At 73.0% G+C, this 16,807-nt stretch carries 2 protein-coding genes; both read right to left on the bottom strand.

Annotation, left to right across the window (positions count from 1 at the left end):
- Nucleotides 1–501 precede the first annotated feature (501 nt).
- Entirely contained in the window at nt 502–1,494 is a 993-nt protein-coding gene (locus AB5L52_RS44245) for a Gfo/Idh/MocA family protein (protein ID WP_369368664.1), read from the bottom strand.
- A gap of 46 nt (nt 1,495–1,540) precedes the next feature.
- Nucleotides 1,541–16,696 (bottom strand): type I polyketide synthase, encoded by a 15,156-nt coding sequence (locus AB5L52_RS44240; RefSeq protein WP_369369076.1) that lies wholly within the window; start codon nt 16,694–16,696, stop codon nt 1,541–1,543.
- Nucleotides 16,697–16,807: the final 111 nt, after the last annotated feature.

The following is a 16,807-nucleotide window of genomic DNA, read 5'->3' as shown; positions in this document are numbered from 1 at the left end:
GCTCGGCGGGCCACCGGTTGCGACCCGTCACGGCCCGGCCGGCCGACGACCGCACCACCTTCGACAAGCCGCTGCCCAACGGCGAGCCGCAGCTGCGGTAGCTGTTCATCCGCCTCAAGCGCAAGGGGAAGGTCCTGGTCGTGGTCGACCAGCCGGCCTCCATCGGCACCCTGGGGGTCACCGCAACGCCGCGCTCACCTGCCTCAACCGGCTCTCCCCGCGCGCTGTCGGCTCCCGCCCGTACCGGAGCTTCCCCGATCCGGGAGTCACCGCCCGCTCCCAACTGCGCGACCTCATCGCCGGCGACGCCCCGGACGGCGGGGTTCTCCCTCGTCAGGGTCGGTGCCGGAAAGGAGAGCGGGGACGGCCCGCACCGGGCTGACGAAGACGCCGGCTTCTCCGGGTCGCGCTGTGCCCTCCGGGTTCCGGGTCACCGTCGACCAGTAGCCGCACGCAGGTGGTGCGGTGCGCCCGGGAGCCCAGCGGCTCTCGGGCGAAGCCCTACGCCCCGGGACGCGCCCGCCCGCCGGCCGCGCCGAGCACCGCGTCCACCAGCTCCGCCTGCCGCAGGATGTCCTCCCCAGGCCCCTTGAGATCGCCGCCGTGCAGGGCCGTACGGGCGAACAGGGAAACCAGCGAGGCGAACTGATGCCCGGCGGGCAGCGTGCGTTCCTCCAGGTGGTCCTGGCGCTGCAGCCGCAGCACGGGCCGCATCGTCGGCGGTGCCGTGAACGCCCGGTCGAGGCCGATGCTGCCCTCGCTGCCCCAGATGGTGCACGCACAGCGGTAGGACCGGTCGAAGCCGAAGGTCAACTGCCCGGTCCGGCCGGCCGGATCGGCCACCAGTGCTGCCCCGGCCACATCGACCTTCGTGCCGGGATCGGTACGCAGCACCGCCCCGTGCACGGCCACCTGCGGCCCCAGGTAAAGGGAGGCGGCGCGCAGGGTGTACACCCCGGCGTCGAGCAGGGCGCCCCCGCCCAGCGCCGGGTCGTGGCGGATGTCGCCCGGGGGCAGCGGCGGAAACCCGAACTCCGCGGTGATGTGCCGCACTTCACCGATCGCGCCCTCGTCGATGAGGGCGCGTACGGCGTCGTGCTGCCCGTGGTGCAGGAACGCGAAGTTCTCCATCAGCAGCAGGCCGGCGGCGTGGGCCGCGGTAACCAGCTCGGCCGCCTCGGTCCGGTCTACCGCGAGCGGTTTCTCGGCGAGTACGTGCTTGCCCTCCGCCAGCGCCCGGCCCACCCATTCGGCGTGCAGGGCGGGCGGCAGCGGCACGTACACGGCGTCGATGTCGTCGCGCGCCAGCAGCGCGGCGTATCCGGTGACCGCCTGGCAGCCGAACTTCCGGGCGACCGCCTCCGCCTTGTCGCGGCTGCGGCTGGCCACCGCGACCAACCGCACCGACGGGTCGGCGACGAGCGCCGGAATGGTGGTGCGCTGGGCGATGGCGGCACAGCCGACCACACCGACGTTCAACACCCGGTCTGTCACGGTCTCGCTCTCTTCCGGCGCTTGCGAAGGATGCCCCGACGTGTTGTCACGCCGACCCGAACTGCTTGTCGATGAAGTCGAAGAGGTCGTCGTCGCTCGCCCCGTCGATGTGTTCCTCGACCGCCACCGCCGTGGCAGCGTCGTGCTCGTCTTGCCCGCCCGCGCCGGATGCGGCCACGTCCAGCGTGGACAGCAGCCCCCGCAGCCGGTCGGCCAGTGCGGAGCGGACGGTCTCGTCCACGGCGATCTCCGCCAACGTGCCCTCCAGCCGGTCGAGTTCGGCCAGCACCGGCTGGACGGCCGCCGCGGCGCCGGGTGCGGTCTCGGCCCGCAGGTGGCGGGCCAGCCCGATGGGCGTCGGGTAGTCGAACAGCAGGGTCGCGGGCAGCCTGAGCCCGGTGGCGGCGCCCAGCCGGTTGCGCAGTTCGACCGCGGTCAGCGAGTCGAATCCCATCTCCAGGAAGCCCCGTTCGGGGTCCACGGCGTCGGAGTCGGCGTATCCGAGGACGGCCGCCGCCTGGTCGCGTACGACGTCCACCAGTACCCCGAGCCGTGCCTCGCCGTCCAGCTCCGCGAGCCTGCGGCGAAGCCGCTCGGCGGGCGCGGTCCCGTCGGCCGCGGCGGTGGCGGTACGGCGGCCGGGGGCGGGCTTGACGAGGGACCTCAGCAGGGCCGGGACCTCGCCGTCGGGTGTGCGCAGCCCGGCCGTGTCGAAGCGGGCCGGGACGAGCACCGCCCGGTCGGCGGCGACAGCGGCGTCGAACAGGCCGAGTGCCTGCTCGGACGGCATGGGGACGACTCCGCCGCGCGCCATGCGCAGCAGGTCGGCCTCATCCAGCTTGCCGGTCATCCTGGACCGCTGCTCCCACAGGCCCCACGCCAGCGACTGGGCGGGCAGGCCATGGGCGCGGCGCTGCCGGGCGAAGGCGTCGAGGAAGGCGTTGGCCGCCGCGTAGTTGCCCTGCCCGGAGCCGCCGAAGAGACCGGCCAGCGAGGAGTACAGCACGAAGGCGCGCAGTTCGCTGTCCCGGGTGAGTTCGTGCAGATGCAGCGCGGTGTCGACCTTGGCGGCGAGCACGGTGTCGAGACGTTCTGGGGTCAGCGATCCGATGACGCCGTCGTCGAGGACGCCCGCGGTGTGCACGACGGCGGTCAGCGGATGCTCGGCGGGAACCGTGGCGAGCAGCGCGGCCAGCGCCTCCCGGTCCGAGGTGTCGCAGGCGACGAGTTCGGCACGGGCACCGAGCGTGGTCAGGTCGTCGAGGAGTTCCCGGGCGCCGGGTGCGTCCGGGCCTCGACGGCCGACGAGCAGCAGGTGCCGGGCACCGTGCCGGCCGGCCAGGTGACGGGCGATCAGGCCGCCGAGCGCGCCGGTGGCGCCGGTGACCAGGACGGTGCCGTCCGGGTCGAGCAGCGTTGCGGTGTCGCCGTCCGCGGTCTGCGTCAGCCGCATCCGCATCCGCACCAGCCTCGGCACCCGCAGCTCTCCCTTGCGCAGGGCGACCTGCGGCTCGTCGTGACCGGCCGCGGCGGGCAGTGCCCGGTACGACTCCTGGGCACCGTCCCAGTCGAGGAGCACGAACCGCTCCGGGTTCTCGGACTGCGCCGTGCGCACCAGGCCCCATACGGCCGCGGCCACCGGGTCGGGCGCCCGGTCGCCGTCGTGCACACTCACGGCGTGCCGGGTGACCAGCACCAGCCGGGTGGCGTTGAACGTGTCCTCGGCGAGCCAGCCCTGCAGCAGCCGCAGCACCTGCCCGGTCGCCCGGCGCACCGCGGCGGCCGCGTCGGGCCCGCCCGGCTGCCCGGCGTCGTCGTCACCGAGGCCGGGTACGGCTGCCAGCACCGTGCCCGGCACCGGTGTTTCGCCCGCGGCGACGGCGCGGGCGAGCGCGTCCAGTCCGGGGTGGTGTACGGCGGCGAGACCGGCGGCCGTCAGGGCGGCACCGATGCCGGGATCGCCCTCGCCGTCCAGGACGGCCCAGCCCCCGGCGGTGGGCCGCACCAGGGCGGCGGCCGGGGTCACCCACTCCAGCTCGTGCAGATGGCGGGCGGCGGCGCGTGCGTCCCCGAGCTGCCCCGCGGGCAGCGGGCGCAGGGTCAGCCCGGTCACCGTGGCGACGGGGCCGCCCTCCGGATCGGTGACCCGCAGCGCGACCGTGTCGGGTCCGGCCGGGGCGAGGTGCACCCGCAGCGCGTCGGCTCCGGGAGCGTGCAGCCGTACGCCGGTCCAGCTGAACGGCATGAGCGCGGGACCGGCCGCGGCGGCGGTCAGTCCGACGGCCTGCAGGGCGGCGTCCAGCAGAGCCGGGTGCAGCCCGTAGCGGGCGGCGTCGGCGGCTGCCCCGTCGGGCAGTGCGACCTCCGCGTACACGTCCTCGCCGAGCTTCCAGGCCGCGGTCAGGCCCTGGAACGCGGGCCCGTACGCGAAGCCACCAGCGGCGAAACGGTCGTACAGTCCGTCGACGGCCACCGCCTCGGCGCCCTGTGGCGGCCACACGCCGAGCGGGGCGTCCTCGGCCGGGGTCGTGGTGGGCGTGAGCTGGCCGACCGCGTGGCGGGTCCAGGGCTCGTCGTCCGCGGCGTCGTCCGGCCGGGAGTGCACGGTCACACCGCGCACTCCCTGCTCGCCGGGCTCGCCGACGGTGACCTGGAGATGGACGGCGCCCTGCTCGGGCAGGACGAGCGGTGCCTCCAGGGTGAGCTCGTCGACGGCGGTGCAGCCGACCCGGTCGGCGGCCAGCAGGGCCAGCTCCAAGAAGGCGGTGCCGGGCAGGATCGGGGTGCCGGAGACGGCGTGGTCGGCGAGCCAGGGGTGGCTGCTCAGCGACAGCCGTCCGGTGAGCAGGTAGCCGTCGCCGCCCGCGAGTGCCGTGCCCGCGGCGAGCAGCGGGTGCTCCCCTGCCGCGAGCCCGGCCGCGGCGAGGTCCGGGACGCCCGGGTCGGCGTCGAGCCAGTAGCGGGCGCGCTGGAAGGCGTACGTCGGCAGCTCGGCCCGGCGCACCGGACGGCCGCCGAAGTACCCGGCCCAGTCGGGGCCGACGCCGTGGACGTGCAGTGTGGCGAGGGCGATGGTGACCGCCGTCTCCTCGGGCCGGTCACGGCGCAGCAGCGGCGTGACGACGGCTGCCTGCGGTTCGGCGAGGCAGTCGCGGGTCATGGCGGTGAGCACACCGTCCGGGCCCAGTTCCAGGTACGTGGTCACGCCCTGCCGCTCCAGGGTGGCGACGGCGTCGGCGTAGCGGACGGTGCCGCGCACATGACGCACCCAGTAGTCGGCGTCCTCCAGCTGTCCGGAGTCGGCGAGTTCGCCGGTGAGGTCACAGACGACGGGCACGGTCGGAGCCGCGTACGTCATCTGGCGGGCCACGGCCGCGAAGCGGGCCTGCATCGGTTCCATCCGCGGTGAGTGGAAGGCGTGCGACACCGTCAGCCGCCTGGTGCGCAGCCCGGCCTCCCGCCAGGCCTCGGCCAGCTCCTCCACGGCGTCCTCGTCACCGGAGACGACCACGGACGCCGGGCCGTTGACCGCGGCGACGGACACCCGGTCCGCGTATGTGCGCAGCGCCTCGGCGACCTCCGCCTCACCTGCCTGTACGGCGAGCATGGCGCCGCCGTCCGGCAGTTGCTGCATCAGCCGGCCGCGGGCGGCGACCAGACGGCAGGCGTCGGCGAGGCCGAGCACCCCGGCCACATGGGCGGCGGCCAGCTCGCCGATGGAGTGGCCGACGACGATGTCCGGCCGCAGCCCCCAGTGCTCCAGCAGCCGGAACTGGGCGACTTCCACGGCGAACAGCCCGGCCTGCGTGTAGGCGGTGTGGTCCAGCAGCTCGGCGTCCGGGGTGCCGGCCGGGGCGAACAGCACCTGGCGCAGCGGCCGTTCGAGTTCACGGTCCAGTTCGGCGCAGACGGCGTCGAGGGCATCGGCGAACACCGGGTACGCGGCGTACAGGTCGCGTCCCATGCCCGGCCGCTGGCTGCCCTGACCGCTGAAGAGGAACGCGGTGCGTCCACTCCGGCGCCGCACCCCGCGCACCAGTCCGGGAGCCTCCCGGCTCTCGGCCAACGCCCTTACTCCGGCGACGAGTTCATCCCGATCCTGGCCGACGACAGCCGCCCGGTGGTCGAACGAGGCCCGTCCGAGGGCGAGCGAGTGTGCGATGTCGAGGGGCGCGGCACCGTCCCGGCGCTCCGGGTCCTCCAGATGGGCCAGCAGGCGGACGGCCTGGGCGCGCAGGGCGTCGGCACCACGGCCGGAGAGCACCCAGGGGACCACGTCGCCGGAGGTGACAGGGACGGGCGCCCCCTCCGGCGACGTGGCGTTCTCGGCGGACACCGTGTGGGACGTCGTCGCGGACGGCGTGTGCGGTGTCGTCGCGGACGGCAGATGTGGTGTCGTCGCGCACGGCTCGGGTGCTTCGGTGGAAGGCTCGGGTGCGGTCGAGGCCGGCTCCGGTGCTTCCGCGGGCGGCTGTTCCAGGATCACGTGGGCATTGGTGCCGCTGATGCCGAACGCCGACACCCCGGCCCGGCGCGGACGGTCACTGTCCGGCCACTCGACGGCCTCCGTGAGCAGCGACACCGCGCCCTCGGCCCAGTCGATCTGCGTGGACGCCCGTTCGGCGTGCAGGGTGCGCGGCAGCATCCCATGGCGCATCGCCAGCACCATCTTGATCACACCGCCGACACCGGCGGCGGCCTGGGTGTGCCCGATGTTGGACTTCAGGGCCCCGAGCAGCAGCGGCCGGCCCTCGGGCCGGTCCTGCCCGTACGTCGCCATCAGCGCCTGTGCCTCGATGGGGTCGCCCAGCTTGGTGCCGGTGCCGTGTGCCTCGACGGCGTCCACATCGGCCGGGGAGAGCCCGGCGGCGGCCAGCGCCTGCCGGATGACCCGCTGCTGCGCGGGACCGCTCGGCGCGGTGAGGCCGTTGCTGGCGCCGTCCTGGTTGACCGCGGAACCGGCGAGCACCGCGAGGACGGGGTGGCCGTTGCGGCGCGCGTCCGACAGCCGCTCCAGGAGCACGACGCCCACGCCTTCGGCCCAGCCTGCGCCGTCGGCCTCGTCGGAGAAGGCCTTGCAGCGACCGTCCGCGGACAGCGCCCGCTGCCTGCTGAACTCGATGAAGGTGTCCAGCGAGGAGATCAACGTGACCCCGCCCGCCAGCGCCATGGTGCACTCACCGGTGCGCAGCGCCTGGGCGGCCATGTGCAGCGCCACCAGGGACGAGGAGCACGCGGTGTCGACGGTGACGGCCGGGCCTTCCAGACCGAAGGTGTACGAGATCCGTCCGGAGGCCACGCTGCCGGCACTGCCGGTGGCCAGATAGCCCTCGAAGCCCTTCGGGGCGTGCTGCACCCGGGAGCCGTAGTCGTGGTAGTTGGAGCCGACGAACACCCCGGTGCGGCTGCCCCGCAGCGTGGCCGGGTCGATACCGGCCCGCTCGATCGCCTCCCACGACGTCTCCAGCAGCAGGCGCTGCTGCGGGTCGACGGCCAGCGCCTCGCGCGGGCTCATGCCGAAGAACTCCGGGTCGAAGTGGTGCGCGTCGTAGAGGAATCCGCCGCCGCGGGCGTAGAAGGTGCCCGGACGGTCAGGGTCGGGGTCGTAGGTGCCCTTGAGGTCCCAGCCGCGGTCCTCCGGGAAGACCGACACCGCGTCGCCGCCCTGCGCGAGCAGGCGCCACAGCTCCTCGGGACTGCTCACCCCGCCCGGGTAGCGGCAGCCCATCGACACGATCACGACCGGATCGTCGTCCACCGCGACCGGCCGGGACGAGAGCACCGGCGCCGACGCGACGGCCGTACCGAACAGGTCCTCGTGCAGCTTGCCCGCGAGGGCGGTGGCGGTGGGGTGGTCGAAGACCAATGTCACCGGCAGCCGCAGCCCGGTGGTCTCGGCGATGGTGTTGCGCAGGGCCACCGCGGTGAGCGAATCGAAACCGAGGTCGCGGAACGCCCGCTCCTCGTCGATCTCCTCGGCATCCGAGTACCCCAGCGCCCCGGCGGCCAACCTCCGTACCAGCGCCAGGAGTTCACGCCGCTGCTCGTCGTACGGCAGGACCGCGAGCCGCGCAGTGAGCGCATTGCCGCTGCCGTTGCCATCGCCGCCGCCGTCCGTCGCGGGCGCGGTACGCGCCGCCAGGGCCGCCCGTACCTCCGGCAGGTCGGCGAGCACGCGGGCGGCCCCGTCGGAGTGGGCGAACGCATACGTCTCCCACCGCACGTCGGCCACGGCCAGCACGGGTTCCTCGCCGGACACGGCCTGCTGAAACCCCGTCAGGGCCGACTCCGGGTCCATGGCCGGCATACCGGAACGGGCCAGCCGCTCGCCCGTCTCTCCGGAGGCGAGGCCACCACCGCCCCACGCACCCCAGGCGACCGATGTGGCAGGCAGCCCGTCGGCGTGGCGCTGCCGGGCGAGCGCGTCGAGGAAGGCGTTGGCGGCGGCGTAGCTGCCCTGGCCCGGGCCGCCGAGCGTGCCGGCGAGCGAGGAGAACAGTACGAACGCGGACAGTCCCAGGTCCCGGGTCAGTTCGTGCAGGTGCCGCGCGGCGGCCACCTTGGGCCGCAGTACGGTCTCGGCGCGCTCGGGGGTGAGGGCGTCCAGCACGCCGTCGTCCAGCACCCCGGCCGCATGCACGACCGCGGTCAGCGGCTGGTCCTCCGGCACGGTGGCCAACAGCGCGGCAAGCTGGTCGCGGTCGGCGACATCGCAGGCGGCCAGCGTGACGCGGGCACCCAGCCCGGTCAGCTCCGCCTCCAGCTCGGCCGCACCGGGTGCCTCAGCGCCACGGCGTCCGGCCAGCAGCAGATGGGCGGCGCCGTTGCGGGCCAGCCAGCGGGCGACCTGGGCGCCCACTCCCCCGGTGCCCCCCGTGACCAGAACCGTGCCGCTCGGCCTCCAGTCGGCGGTCGCCGGTTCGGGCAGCGCGGCCCGTACCAGCCGCCGGGCGAACAGCCCGGAACCTCGTACGGCCACCTGGTCCTCGTCGACGGCTCCCGACAGGGCGGCCACCAGCCGGGCGACGGCACGGTCGTCCAGCTCCTGCGGCAGGTCGACCAGTCCGCCGAAGCGCTGCGGGTACTCCAGCGCGGCGATCCGGCCAAGCCCCCAGGCCTGCGCCTGGACCGGTGCGGCCAACCGGTCGGCACGGCCGGTGGACACGGCGCCCCGGGTGGCGATCCACAGCGGCGCGGCGAGACCTGCGTCCCCGAGAGCCTGCACCAGGGCGGTGTTGAGGGCGAGCCCGTTGTCGAGCGGGCTGCCGGGAGCGTACGGCGACTCGTCCAGCGCCAGCAGGGATAGGACACCAGCCGGCGACCGGGCTCCGTCATTACCGCTCACGGCGGTGGCGAGCAGCTCCCTGAGCCGGTCCCGGTCGACACCGGCGGCCACCTCGATGGTGGTCACCTGAGCGCCGTGGGCGGCCAGACCGCTGGTGAGTGAGGTGACGAGGTCGGTGGCGGTGTGCTCGTGTGGGACGGCCAGCAGCCAAGTACCGGTGAGGGCCGTGGCCTGTGCGTCCCGGCCGACCGGTTTCCACACCACCTTGTACCGCCAACGGTCCACCGCCGAACGGACCACCTCTTCCTTGCGCCAACTCGACAGCGCGGGAAGGAGTTCCGCCAGGGGCTCTCCGCTGGACAGTCGCAGCGTGTCGGCCAGGGCCTCCAGATCCTCACGCTCGACCGCCTCCCAGAAGCGGGCGTCCACGGCAGCCTGAGGCGAGGCCGGGACAGGAGCGGGAGCCGTCTTCTCCAACCAGTAACGACGGTGCTGGAAAGCGTAGGTGGGCAGGGAGACGGTGCGGGCGTCCTGCCCGGCCAGGACGGCGGTCCAGTCGACCGGGATACCGCGCACCCATGCCTCGGCCAGCGAGGTCAGGAGGCGGGTGGCGCCGCCTTCGTTACGGCGCAGACTGCCCACGACCACCGCGTCCGGCGCGGCCTCCTGCACCGCCATACCCAGCACCGGATGCGAACTGACCTCCACGAAGGCGCTGTAACCCTGCCCGGCCAGCCCCTCGACGGCGTCAGCGAAACGCACCCGCCGACGCAGGTTGCGATACCAGTAACCGCCGTCCAGCCCCGCCGTGTCCACCAGTGCAGCCTCGGTGGTGGAGAAGAACGGCACCCGACCCGAACGCGGGGTGACCGGGGCGAGGACCTTCGCGAGTTCGGCCTCGATAGCCTCCACATGCCAGGTGTGCGAGGCGTAGTCCACCGGAATACGACGGGCCCGGACCTCGCCGGCCTCGCAGTGCGCCATCAGCTCATCCAGAGCGTCCGCATCCCCGGCCACCACGACACTACCGGGACCGTTGACCGCCGCGATGTCGATCCGGCCCGTCCAACCGGCCAGCAACTCCTCCACGTCCGCGAGGGGGAGTGCGACGGAGACCATACCGCCCCGGCCCGCGATCGCCCGGATCGCCCTCGACCGCAGCGCCACCACCCGCGCCCCGTCCTCCAACGACAGACCACCCGCCACCACCGCAGCAGCAATCTCACCCTGCGAATGCCCCACCACCACCGACGGCTCAACACCACACGCACGCCACACCGCCGCCAACGACACCATCACCGCCCACGACACCGGCTGCACCACATCCACACCGGCCAGCTCGATCCCGCCGCGCACCACATCGCTCAGCGACCACCCCACATACGGAGCAAGAGCCGCCTCACACGCCTCCATCGACGCAGCAAACACCGGCGAGACATCCCACAACTCCCGCCCCATCCCCACCCACTGCGCCCCCTGACCCGGAAACACGAACACCACCCGGTCAGCACCGCCGGCGACCGCACCCCGCACCACGCCGGCGCCGGTCACCTCGCCCGAGGCCAACGCACTGAGGCCAACGGCGAGTTCACTCCGCTCGGCCCCCAACACCACAGCCCGGTTCTCGAACGCCGAACGCGTCGCAGCCAACGACCACGCCACATCCACCGGCCGCACATCCTCACCGGCCGACTCCACGAACGACGCCAGGCTCCCGGCCTGACCCGCAAGTGCATCGCCGCCACGACCGGACACCACCCACGGCACCACACCACCAGCCACGAACACCGGCGCTGTGTCCTCACCAGCTGTGCCCTCACCATCGGACACGGGCCCCGGAACGCCCGGTGCCTCCTCCAGCACCACATGCGCGTTGGTGCCGCTCACACCGAACGAGGAGACACCGGCCCGGCGCGGGCGACCATCCGTCTCCGGCCAGTCCACCGCCTCCGTCAGCAGCGACACCGCACCCGCCGACCAGTCGACATGCGGAGTCGGCTCATCAACATGCAGCGTCTGCGGAAGAACACCGTGCTGCAACGCCAGCACCATCTTCATCACACTGGCGACACCGGAGGCGGCCTGCATGTGACCGATGTTGGACTTCAACGAGCCCAGCCACAGAGGCCGTTCAGGATCCCGGCCCTGACCGTAAGTCGCCAGCAGCGCCTGCGCCTCGATCGGGTCACCCAGCGTCGTTCCCGTACCGTGCGCCTCCACCGCGTCCACGTCCGCGGCGGAAAGCCCGGCCTTGGCGAGCGCCGCCCGGATGACCTGCTGCTGCGCGGGACCGCTGGGGGCGCTGAGTCCGTTGCTCGCACCATCTTGGTTCAGGGCGGTGGAGCGGATCACGGCCAGTACCGGATGGCCGTTGCGGCGGGCGTCGGAGAGCCGCTCCAGGAGCAGCATGCCCGCGCCCTCGGCGAGGCCCATGCCGTCGGCGGCCTTGGCGAACGCCTTGGAGCGGCCGTCCTTGGCGACGCCCCGGGTGCGGGCGAAGCCGACGAACCCGATGGGCTCCACCATCACCGCGACACCGCCCGCGAGGGCCATCGAGCACTCGCCGGAGCGCAGCGCCTGGACGGCCATGTGCAGGGCGACCAGTGACGAGGAGCAGGCCGTGTCGATGGTCACCGCGCTGCCTTCGAGGCCCAGGGTGTAGGCGATACGGCCGGACAGGACGCTGGTGGCGCTGCCGGTGACGATGTGGCCCTCGACGCCTTCGGGGAGGTTGTCCAAGCCGCCGAAGCCCTGGTTGGCGGCGCCGATGAACACGCCGACGGGGGTGCCGCGCAGCGCGTCGGGGACGAGCTCGGCCCGTTCCAGCACCTCCCAGGAGGTCTCCAGCAGCAGCCGCTGCTGCGGGTCCATGGCGACGGCCTCGCGCGGGGAGATGCCGAAGAAGCCGGGGTCGAAGTCGCCGGCGTCGTAGACGAAACCGCCTTCGCGGGCGTAGCAGGTGCCCTCGCGGTCCGGGTCGGGGTCGTAGAGGGCGTCGAGGTCCCAGGCGCGGTCATCGGGGAAGACGTCGATGACGTCACGGCCCTCCGCGAGGATCTGCCAGAGCTTTTCCGGGCTGTTGGCGCCGCCGGGGTAGCGGCAGCTCATCGAGACGATGACGATCGGGTCGTCGTCCGCGGCGGGCCCGCGGGCCGGGACCACGGACGCGACCGGCACGGGCAGGGCGACGGACTCGCCGACCAGTTCTTCGCGGACGTGGCGGGCCAGGGCGGTGACCGTGGGCCGGTCGAAGATCACGGTCACGGGCAGGCGAAGCCCGGTGGCGGCGTTCAGCCGGTTGCGCAACTCCACGGAGGTCAGCGAATCGAAGCCCAACTCGCGGAAGGCGCGGCCGACTTCGACGCTGTTCGGGCTGCTGTGCCCGAGCACTCCGGCGACCTGGATCCGTACCAGGTCCAGTACGGCCTGGTCCTGTTCGTCGGCGCTCATGCCGCGCAGCCGGGAGACGAGACCGGAGGTCTCCGTGTCCGGCGTGTCCTGGCGGTCGCGGTCCTCCTCGGCGCGCAGCAGTTCTGCGACCTCGGGCACTTCGGTGAGCAGGGGGCGCGGGCGGGCCGCGGTGAAGACCGGGACGAAACGGTCCCAGTCGATGTCGGCGACGGCGATGAAGCACTCGTCGCGGTCGAGGACCTGCTGCATGGCCCTGACCGCGAGGGCCGGCTCCATGAAAGGGATGCCACGCCAGCGCAGTTGCTCCTGGACCACTTCGAGGGCCATGCCGCCGCCCTCGTCGCTCCAGATGCCCCAGGCGATCGAGGTGCCGGCCAGGCCGCGGGCCCGCCGGTGCTCGGCGACCGCGTCGGCGTAGGCGTTGGCCGCCGCGTAGGCGCCGTGGTCGCCGCTGCCCCAGACGCCGGCGACGGAGGAGAAGACGATGAACGCGTCGAGCCGGTCGTCGCAGAAGAGCGCGTCGAGGTTGGCGACGCCGGAGAGCTTGGCCTCGGCGCCGTCGGCGAACTCCTGGAGCGTCGTGGTGGCCAGCGGGATGAGGATGCCTACGCCCGCGGTGTGGACGACGGTACGAATCGGCGGCCCGTCGGTCTCGACGCGCTCGACGAGCGCGGCCAGTGCGGCCGCGTCGGCTATGTCGCAGGCGGCGATGGTGACGCGGGCCCCCAGTTCGCGCAGCTCGGCTTCCAGTTCGGCCGCACCGGGTGCGTCCGGGCCACGGCGGCTGACCAGGACCAGGTGCTCGGTTCCGTTGCGGGCGAGCCAGCGGGCGGTGTGACCGCCGAGGCCGCCGGTGCCTCCGGTGATCAGCGCGGTGCCGCGGGACGTCCAGGTGCGGTCGCCGTCGTCCGCGGTTCCGGCGGGAGTGCGGACAAGGCGCCGGATCAGGGTTCCGGTCCTGCGGATGGCGAGCTGGTCCTCGGCGCGGGCGTCGGCGAGGATCCCGCACAGCCTGGCGGCGGTGCGCTCGTCGGGCACTTCGGGAAGGTCGACGAGGCCGCCCCAGAACTCGGGGTGTTCGAGCGCGGCGACGCGGCCCATGCCCCAGGTGCCGTTCTGCACAGGGTTGCGCAGCGGGTCGCTGTCACCGGTGGTGACGGCTCCGCTGGTGGCCAGCCACAGGGGGGCCCGTACGCCGGTGTCGCCGCACGCCTGGATCAGCGCGAGACCGGCGACGAGACCGGCCGCGAGTCCCGGCTGTTCAGGGTGCGGATGCTCGGCGAGCGCGAGGAAGGAGAGCACACCGCTGAACTGACCGACGTCGACGCCGCTGTGCTGGGCCGTCTCCGTCAGCAGCGCGGCCAGTCGCTCCCGGTCGGTGTCGGAGGGGTCGACGTACAGGGGCAGGGTCTGCGCGCCGTGTGTGGCGAGTCCGTCCAGGCAGGCCTCGACGAGTTCCGTCCCCGTGTGACTCGCGGGGACGACGACCAGCCAGGTGCCGCCGAGTGCGACAGCGGAGGAATCGGCCGTCGGCCGCCAGGCGACGCGATACCGCCAGGAGTCGATGGTGGCGGCGGCACGGCGGCCCCGGCGCCAGGCCGACAGCACGGGCAGCGCCTGGGCCAGGGCCTGCTGCCCCGTGTCCTCGGCGACGTCGAGTGCACCGGTCAGCGCCTCAAGGTCCTGCTCCTCTACGGCGGCCCAGAACTCGGCGTCCACCGGATCCTCAACGACACCGGCGGCCGTGTCAAGCTGCGCCGACGCCGTCTCGAACCAGTACGGGCGGTGCTGGAAGGCGTACGTGGGCAGGGAGACGGTGTGGCCGTCCTGCCCGGCCAGTACGGCCGTCCAGTCCACGGGGATCCCCCGCACCCACGCCTCGGCCAGCGACGTCAGGAGGCGGGTGGCGCCGCCTTCGTTGCGGCGCAGAGTGCCCACGACCACCGCGTCCGGAGCGGCCTCCTGCACCGCCATACCCAGCACCGGATGCGAACTGACCTCCACGAAGGCGCTGTAACCCTGCTCGACCAGGCCCTGCACCGCGTCCGCGAAACGCACCCGCTGACGCAGGTTGCGATACCAGTAACCACCGTCCAGCTCGGCCGTGTCGATGAATTCCGCCTCGGTGGTGGAGAAGAACGGCACCCTACCGGAGCGCGGCGAGACCGCAGCAAGAACCTCCGCGAGCTCGGCCTCGATGTCCTCCACATGCCAGGTGTGCGAGGCGTAATCCACCGGAATACGACGTGCCCGGATCTCCCCCGTCTCGCAGTGCGCCATCAGCGCATCCAGAGCATCCGCATCACCAGCCACCACGACCGAACCGGGACCATTGACTGCCGCGATGTCGATCCGGCCAGCCCAACCGGCCAGCAACTCCTCCACGTCCGCGAGAGGGAGTGCGACGGACACCATGCCACCCCGGCCCGCGATCGCCCGGATCGCCCTCGAACGCAGCGCCACCACCCGCGCCCCATCCTCCAACGACAGACCACCCGCCACCACCGCAGCAGCAATCTCACCCTGCGAATGCCCCACCACCACCGACGGCTCAACACCACACGCACGCCACACCGCCGCCAACGACACCATCACCGCCCACGACACCGGCTGCACCACACCAACATCCGTCAGCTCAGCCCCGCCGCGCACCACATCGCTCAGCGACCACCCCACATACGGAGCAAGAGCCGCCTCACACGCCTCCATCGACGCAGCGAACACCGGCGAGACATCCCACAACTCCCGCCCCATCCCCACCCACTGCGCCCCCTGACCCGGAAACACAAAGACAGGACCGTCGGGGACGACGTCGAAGCTCCCGGTCACCGCTTCGGAAGCCGTGTCACCGGAGGCCAACGCACCGAGGCCGTCGAGAAGTTCACTCCGGTCGGCGCCCAGTACCACCGCCCGGTTCTCGAACGCCGCACGCGTCGCGGCGAGCGACCAGGCCACATCCACCGGCCGTACGTCCCCACCGGCCGATTCCACGAACGACGTCAACCGGCCCGCCTGACCGGCCAGTCCCTCCGCACCGCGGCCCGACACGATCCACGGCACCACTCCCCCGGCCGTGAACACCGCAGCGGCGGTGTCCTCGGTGGTCGGCGCCGCCTCCGTCTCGGGCTCCGGCGCCTGCTCCAGGATCACGTGGGCGTTGGTGCCGCTGCCGCCGAACGAGGACACGCCCACGCGGCGCGGGCGGCCGGTCTCGGGCCACTCCTGGTTCTCCGTGAGCAGTTCGACCGCGCCGGAGGACCAGTCGACGTGCGGCGTCGGCTCGTCCAGGTGCAGCAGCCTCGGCAGGACGCCGTGTCGCATGGCGAGCACCATCTTGATGATGCCCGCGACACCCGAACTAGCCTGGAGGTGACCGATGTTGGCCTTCAATGACCCCAGCCGCAGTGGTTCTTCGCGCTCCTGTCCGTAGGTGGCGAGCAGTGCCTGTGCCTCGATCGGGTCGCCCAGCGTGGTCCCCGTACCGTGCGCCTCGACCACGTCCACGAGGTCCGGGGTGAGGCGGGCGTTGGCGAGAGCGGCGCGGATGACGCGTTCCTGGGAGGGGCCGTTGGGTGCGGTGAGGCCGTTGCTCGCCCCGTCCTGGTTGGTCGCCGAACCGCGGATGACGGCGAGCACCGGGTGACCGTTTCGCCGCGCGTCCGACAGCCGCTCCAGCAGCAGCACGCCGACGCCCTCGCCCCAGCCCGTGCCGTCCGCACCCGCAGCGAACGGCTTGCACCGACCGTCCGGCGCAAGCCCCCGCTGCCTGCTGAACTCCACGAAATTGCGGGGGGTGGCCATGACGGTGGCGCCGGCGGCGAGCGCGAGGCGGCACTCGTCCTGGCGCAGGGCCTGGACGGCGAGGTGGAGCGCGACCAGCGACGAGGAGCACATGGTGTCGACGGTGACGGCGGGGCCCTCGAAGCCGAGGGTGTAGGCGATGCGGCCGGAGAGTACCGCCCCGGAGCCGCCGGTCAGCATGTGGCCCTCGACCCGGTCCCGGGCACGGGCGGCCGCGGCGCCGTAGCCCTGGTCGCTGCTGCCGACGAAGACGCCCGCCTGCTCGCCGCGCAGGGTGCCCGGGTCGATACCGGCCCACTCCAGCGCCTCCCAGGAGGTCTCCAGGAGCAGCCGCTGCTGCGGGTCCATCATCGTCGCCTCGCGCGGCGAGATCCCGAAGAATGCGGGATCGAAGTCGGCCGCGTCGTACAGGAACGAGCCGGAGCGGGTGTAGCTCGTGCCCTGGTGCTCGGGATCGGGGTGGTAGAGGCCCTCCAGGTCCCACCCGCGGTTCGCGGGCAGCTCGGAGGCGGTGTCGACGCCCGCCACGAGCAGTTTCCAGAAGTCCTCCGGAGTGTGGACGTTGCCGGGGAAGCGGCAGCTCATCGAGACGATGGCGATGGGCTCCTGCTGGCGGGCCTCGACCTCCTGGAGGCGTCGGCGGGCCTGCCGCAGGTCGGTAGTGACCAGCTTGAGGTAGTCGCGGAGCTTGTCCTCGTTAGCCATGATCGTCATCAGTCCCTAGAGCAGGCCCGAAGGCTTGGAGTCACCCGTACGGCATTGGCAACGGGCAGGTCGGACGGGGTGGTGCGTGGTGGGCCTGGGTGAGGCCGGTGC

The sequence above is a fragment of the Streptomyces sp. CG4 genome (assembly GCF_041080655.1).
In the GTDB taxonomy this organism is placed as follows: domain Bacteria; phylum Actinomycetota; class Actinomycetes; order Streptomycetales; family Streptomycetaceae; genus Streptomyces.
Note: the sequence above shows the minus strand (reverse complement) of the source record. Positions and strands in the feature narration are given on the sequence as shown.

Bases quoted from the DNA above. Each gene is read 5' to 3' on its own strand.
- AB5L52_RS44240 (WP_369369076.1), bottom strand. From the start codon at position 16,696: ATGGCTAACGAGGACAAGCTCCGCGACTACCTCAAGCTGGTCACTACC.